Genomic DNA, 5,513 nt, shown 5'->3' with positions numbered 1-5,513 from the left:
GGTAGTGGGAAGCCATTCGTAAAACTTATGCAAATACCTGTATTATCTTGGCAGTTGCACTTCGTTTGTGAATCCACCGGAGCACGTTAGCGGCATGAATAATCAAACACATACCGCTTGTCCCCGCCCGGCCTTCCGATGCCGGTCGAACAACTGCGCTGGCTTTGGCGCAGGTAGTCGCGGGCGGCAGCCCGATACTCACTCACATGATCCACATCTCCGCCAGACATCAATGCAACCTCCAATTGGCCCCTCCTGTCGGCAATATACCAGCTGCTTCCATTGTAGATGTGTTCGTCTGCGGTGCCAAAGTCGGACACCGGGGGAGCTCCGCAACCACCGAGGATGAGTAGTCCGATCAACGCCTGTTTCATTTCACTCACTTTCTTGCCGTTACTCTCAGCCTAGACGCTATTTCGGCGGTTCGCTTGGCATCGAGAACATTGCCTGTGGCGTCCCGACTGGACCATGCGACACAGCTGTGACGGCTCAGCGTGCAAACCTCTGCTAGCGGCGAACCTGCTCCCGCAGCGTTCTGACCTGTTCCGCCGTGAGATACCCGCTCTCGTCCAGGCCATTGTCACCCTGCCAGCGGCTGATGGCGTTCCGCGTCGATGCCCCGAAAACACCATCAGCCTGACCCTTCAGGTAGTCCAGGCCGATAAGCCGTTGCTGGATCTGGGCCCGCTCGCTCCGCGTCAATCCCAACAAGTCCTCATCTATGGCTGCTGCTCGGCCTCCTGCCGCCTCTGAACCGCGAGCTTCAGCGTCAGAGCGGAGGGCGCCTACTTGCGCCGCCGTTACATAGCCCGTTGCGCGCTGACCCGTATTGCGCTGCCAGGCTCTGATTGCCTCACGGGTGCCTGCACCAAACAAGCCGTCCGCCCCATTGGTATCATAGCCCAGGGCAATCAGATCGCGCTGTATCTGCACCCGCTGAGGCCGGGTCAGGCCAAGGTTGAGTTCTGCTTGTGCGGCCGAAGTGACGGGACTGTCCACAACAGGGGGCGCGGGAGCCGGCGCCGACCCAGCACGGCCAAGCAGCAGTCGCAGCTGTTCGGCGTTCAGGTAGCCAGTGCCTGGGAGCTTTCTGGACTCCTGCCATGCCGCTATAGATCGCCGTGTCCCGGCGCCGAAAACACCATCGATGCCGGTTTTGTAGAAGCCAAGTGCATCAAGCCGCCGCTGAATGGCCACACGATCGGCCTGCGTCAGAGCAAGTGCGGCCTCAGCCTGAGCGGCGCGGTTCGTCGCGGCGGCGGCGGCCTCCAGCTTGGTCAGTTGTTCCCGTGCGCTTTTTGCGTTCGGTCCTTGGGGATAGGCGTCCAGATATTGCCGATAGGCAGCCGCCGACCCGTTCTCAACCACCCCGGCCCAGAGGGCCTGCTCGTGTGCGGCTTGCTGTTGTTCCAGGACGGTTCTCGCAATGGTGCCGATAACCTCTCCGAGGTTCTGATCAGCATGAACCGAAGGAGCCGCTATCGAAACCATGCCCGCGGTCACCAAAGGAAAACAGAAGCCTCGCACAATCTTGCCCTCCCACTGAAGCATGACGGAGGCACACCGCAATGCCAACTGCCAGCTTATGGAGATAAATCTCGCAGTTGATGTTCGGTTCCGGGGAGAGCTTGGCAGCAATGGCAAGCTAGCCTGCAGCTAGGGTATTCAGCTTTGGCCTCACCTCCTGCCCCGGTTGTCATGAAATGCTTTGAGCGGCGGCAGGGGAGTGAGACTTGCTGAGGCAACTGCATCTTCCGCTGCAGATGAGAAAGTCTCTGAAAGGCTCCCCCATAGCGGTTCTGAGGCCTACAACCCGCTGAGCAAGCATCGCCCGATGGCCAACTTCCTGGTTACCACTGCCGTCATGTTCCTCGCCGCTATCATCATGTTCGGACTGGCTGTCGCGGCCATGCCCTGATGGTTCTGGCGTTGCCGGGCGGGCGCTCCGCTCGGAAGCAAGACAATCTGGATCAAGTGGGCCTGGAAAGCCAACCGGGCGCTTAACCTATGCGGAAGGTCAGGTTTCTGAACCAGCGAGAATATACTAACATAGGGGATGCACGACCAACCTTTTGATCCTTAGGTTATTTGCACTGAGTATTTCAAAATCCACAGTAAAGGACTGCCATGCTTGTCAAGAAGCCACCGGCCTCCCGAACTGCCAAACCTGCTGGGCAACTCCTTAGCCTTACCGACCTTCCGGATGCGGACACACGGTGGGTGGCCAGTCGGAAGCAGACTGTTGTTTTAGCCGTGAACCAGGGGTTGATCACCCGCGATGAGGCACTCAGCCGGTATGGTCTGTCTGATGAAGAGTTTGATGCTTGGCGCCACGCTCACATGGTCTATGGAAAGGCAGCATTGAAGGTTACCTCGATAAGTAAGTACAGACATTCCATCGTTGATAAGTCACTTGGTGGACACACGGATTGAAAGCGGCTTTGGTGTGGAAATCGCCTGCAAGACGTGTGAAGTCAGAGGTGAAGCGGGAAATCTGAACAGTCGGGAGAGGGGGATTTTCAGCCTCACTGCGACCGCAACTCAGACATGATAATTGGCTTGGGATCTCGGCTTCCAAGTCGAGATGCTGCCCGGCGAAAGCGATAATGAGGGGCTAGCGCCAGACCGCTTCTCCATCAAGCCTGGTCTGTTTGTGGATGCCTTGGTCCACCGGCGAAGGATTGAACATCTTCCTGCTGAAATGGAGCGGGGGCGCCCTGATCGTGCTGAGTGGCCCCTTGCCGCCGTTTCATGTCAAGCTGATGTCGCTCGACCAGATCTATCTTTCCTTCCGACGGTCGCCACCCGATCGGCGCCTGTCATCACCAGAAGATCACCCTGATCAACGACAGCTTGGCCATCTGCGGCGGCATCGACCTACAGATCGCCGCTGGAACGACCGAGAGCGACTATCATTAATTCATTGTTCAGTGTGGCGGACAATAGCTGCTTGCCAGGTTCATGAGGCAACACAATCTGCATAATAACAGACCGTGCCTTCCGAATTGGTTTCCATAACCAGGCCGTGCTCACCCTGACGTGCCACGACGTGCAGCTAAAGGAGCACACGCACGGCTATGACCCCCCCGATCAACACAACAAGGCCTAGCGTGAAGACCAGCACCAACCGCGTTTCAATGAAGTGTCGTACTGTGGGCCCGAACCAGTAGATCAGCCCCGCCACCGTATAAAACCGCATCGCCCTCGCCGCCACGCTGGACAGGACGAAAGCAATGATGTTGAGCCCCGTCGCTCCGCTGGCCAGCGTCACGACCTTGAAGGGCAGGGGGGTCAGTCCTCCGGCGATCAGCACGATCCAGACGCCCCAGTCATTATAGGTCTCGGCAAAGGCGGAGAACTCATCGTCGTAGCCATAAAAGGCAAGGACCGGCTGTGCGAGTTCCTCGAAGAACAGGGCGCCGATCATGTATCCGAGGATGCCACCAAGAACGGACATTACGGTGCAGACAAAAGCCAGCCACCATGCGCGCTGCCGTTCGGCAATGACCATCGGGATCAGAAGCGCGTCGGGTGGGATTGGGAAGAACGAGCTTTCGGCAAAGGATACGGCGCCTAGCGCGTGGGTTGCTTTCGGATGGGACGCCAGCCTGATCGTCCAGCCATATGTCGCCCTGAGCATGTCTTGTTCCTTTGCTGCGGCGCCACGCTTGGGCAGCTGTCTGCTCCTGCCACGCTGTCCCCCAGCCTTCAAAAGCGGAGTGGCTCGTATTTCAGCAGAGGAGAGGGATGTAAACACAAGCGGCTGGGATAGACGCTGATCGGACATCCGATCACTGCGCAAATGTTCAGCGGGGCATCGCTGCAACGTCTTGAGAACCGCTGGCTGGGCTGCAGCACGGAAGGCTTGCACAAGAAGTCGTGTGCCATCTTACCAGTGCCCTCGGCCTCGCGGCTGGTGACACCGCAACATGGGTCCGGTAGTGAACAAGCCGCCCCTGCCCTTGTGGGCAGTTCTCTCCAATGCGACCCCGTTGAACTCCGCTCAACACAAGGCATTCATGCACATCCAGTCAAAACTGGCCATTGGCCTTTCGGTGCTGATGGTAGCGATCATTGCGCTGCTGACATTGACACCCGTCACGGCTCCTTCACTGGGTTCGATCGAGCATGCGGACAAGATCTATCATGCCCTCGCCTTTGCAGGGCTAGCGCTTCCAATAGCCACGCTCAGGCCGGGCTGGCTGTTCGTTGCCGTTCCGGTCTATGCAGCCTTCGGTGGACTGATCGAGATCATCCAGCCTTTTGTGGGGCGTGACTGCAGTTTTGCGGATTGGGTGGCGGACCTCACGGGCATCGGGCTGGGCAGTGTTGCCGGACGCATACTCGTGGCTTGCGCTCGCCCGTTCCGCGCCCGGGAGACCTGGGGTCAATAAGATCACCTTCGGGCGGAGCGGTTCCTGTATAACGCAGGCTGGAGGGTCGTCTCGCCCTTACAGCCGTCTTCACGATGAACGGGAAGAGCCAAGTCATGCGGCTTGACCCTGGACCGTTCGGGCGGGCCTCAGTGGCAGGTTCCCGAGGCGCAGGACAAACCACCCGCGACGGCGCCGATCAAGGCGCCCTTGGTCTTCGAGCCCCCCACCGCGTCTGCCACAAGCGCACCTGCGGCTGCCCCACCAACGGTTCGGACTGCGGCACTGTCCGTTGGGCTATTGTAGCCACCCGCGCATCCAGCCAGAGCTGCCATCATTGCCAGAACTGCGAAACCGATCTTGAACATGTCGATACTGCCCCTCGTTGTTTTCTTTGAGGGAACTGCCTAACCCGGCCAGCCGGGATACGGAACCCACTCGGGTGGGTTCATCCAGCCGCCAAACTGGTTTGTGATCTGCCTTCAAGGAGGCGTACTACTACGGTTAGAGTTCTATAACGCCCGTACTGCGTCCTCCGGTTCTGGAAGGAACTGTCTACGGCAGCATCCGGTCGCAGATAGCCTCGGCAGTTTCTGCTACAAGCGCCCGCGCCTCGTTTGCGGACAGGCCTGCGATGTCAAAGAGCGCGATCAAGGCCTCGGCCCCGGTTGCCATGCCGAGCGCGGCAGCGATGGAGCGGGCCTGTTCGGGGCCGATATCTGTCTCGTTTTCCAGGGCACACATGAAGGCCTGGATGCGGCGGGCACCGCGACGGGGTGTTCTGCCGTCCTGCGATTGCGCAGCCGCCTGCAGGTTCAGGCCGAGATAGGTGCGGAAGGCCGTCTCGTTCGCCAGGGCCAGGTCGAAGAAGTAAAGGCTGATGGCGACCAGCCGGTCACGCAGGGTGGCGGCATCTCCGATGATGTCCCCGTAAGGTGCCACCTTCAGATGCAGGCCTGCCTCGGCCGCCAGCAGCGCGGGGTCCGAGAAGTAGCGGTAGGCCGAGGCCTTCGAGATGCCCGCCTCGTGCGCGGCTGCCGTGACAGTCACCATCTCCCCCCGCATCAAGAGGGTGCGTGCCGCGTCAAGCAAGACTGCTCGTGTTCTGTTCTTCTGATCTTCCCGCTGCGTCACGGCCAC

General features: G+C 59.5%; 6 protein-coding genes. 2 read left to right on the top strand and 4 right to left on the bottom strand.

Features of this window, described 5'->3' with window-relative positions; translation table 11 throughout:
• Positions 1-86 precede the first annotated feature (86 nt).
• Together CK944_RS21180 and CK944_RS21175 are read right to left on the bottom strand one after the other, a co-directional pair.
• Positions 87-374 (bottom strand): hypothetical protein, encoded by a 288-nt coding sequence (locus CK944_RS21180; RefSeq protein ID WP_103175039.1) that lies wholly within the window; start codon positions 372-374, stop codon positions 87-89.
• A 133-nt stretch (positions 375-507) separates the two neighbouring features.
• Positions 508-1,551 (bottom strand): peptidoglycan-binding protein, encoded by a 1,044-nt coding sequence (locus CK944_RS21175; RefSeq protein ID WP_103175038.1) that lies wholly within the window; start codon positions 1,549-1,551, stop codon positions 508-510.
• A 576-nt stretch (positions 1,552-2,127) separates the two neighbouring features.
• Here CK944_RS21175 and CK944_RS21170 point away from each other — a divergent pair.
• Entirely contained in the window at positions 2,128-2,433 is a 306-nt protein-coding gene (locus CK944_RS21170) for a DUF1153 domain-containing protein (RefSeq protein ID WP_103175037.1), read from the top strand.
• A gap of 622 nt (positions 2,434-3,055) precedes the next feature.
• On the opposite strand, the gene CK944_RS21165 is transcribed toward CK944_RS21170, so the two are convergent.
• Positions 3,056-3,640, bottom strand: coding sequence for a YqaA family protein (locus CK944_RS21165; RefSeq protein ID WP_103175036.1), 585 nt, complete (start codon positions 3,638-3,640; stop codon positions 3,056-3,058).
• Positions 3,641-4,019: 379 nt separating this feature from the next.
• Here CK944_RS21165 and CK944_RS21160 point away from each other — a divergent pair, with 379 nt between their 5' ends.
• Positions 4,020-4,394 (top strand): VanZ family protein, encoded by a 375-nt coding sequence (locus CK944_RS21160; protein ID WP_103175035.1) that lies wholly within the window; start codon positions 4,020-4,022, stop codon positions 4,392-4,394.
• A gap of 534 nt (positions 4,395-4,928) precedes the next feature.
• Here the strand turns inward: CK944_RS21160 and CK944_RS21150 are convergent.
• Positions 4,929-5,513, bottom strand: a 585-nt coding sequence (locus CK944_RS21150) for a TetR/AcrR family transcriptional regulator (protein WP_371411689.1), incomplete at its 5' end; no start/stop codon positions are given.

It is taken from the genome of Paracoccus sp. SY, assembly GCF_002901215.1.
GTDB lineage: Bacteria > Pseudomonadota > Alphaproteobacteria > Rhodobacterales > Rhodobacteraceae > Paracoccus > Paracoccus acridae.
Note: the sequence above shows the minus strand (reverse complement) of the source record. Positions and strands in the feature narration are given on the sequence as shown.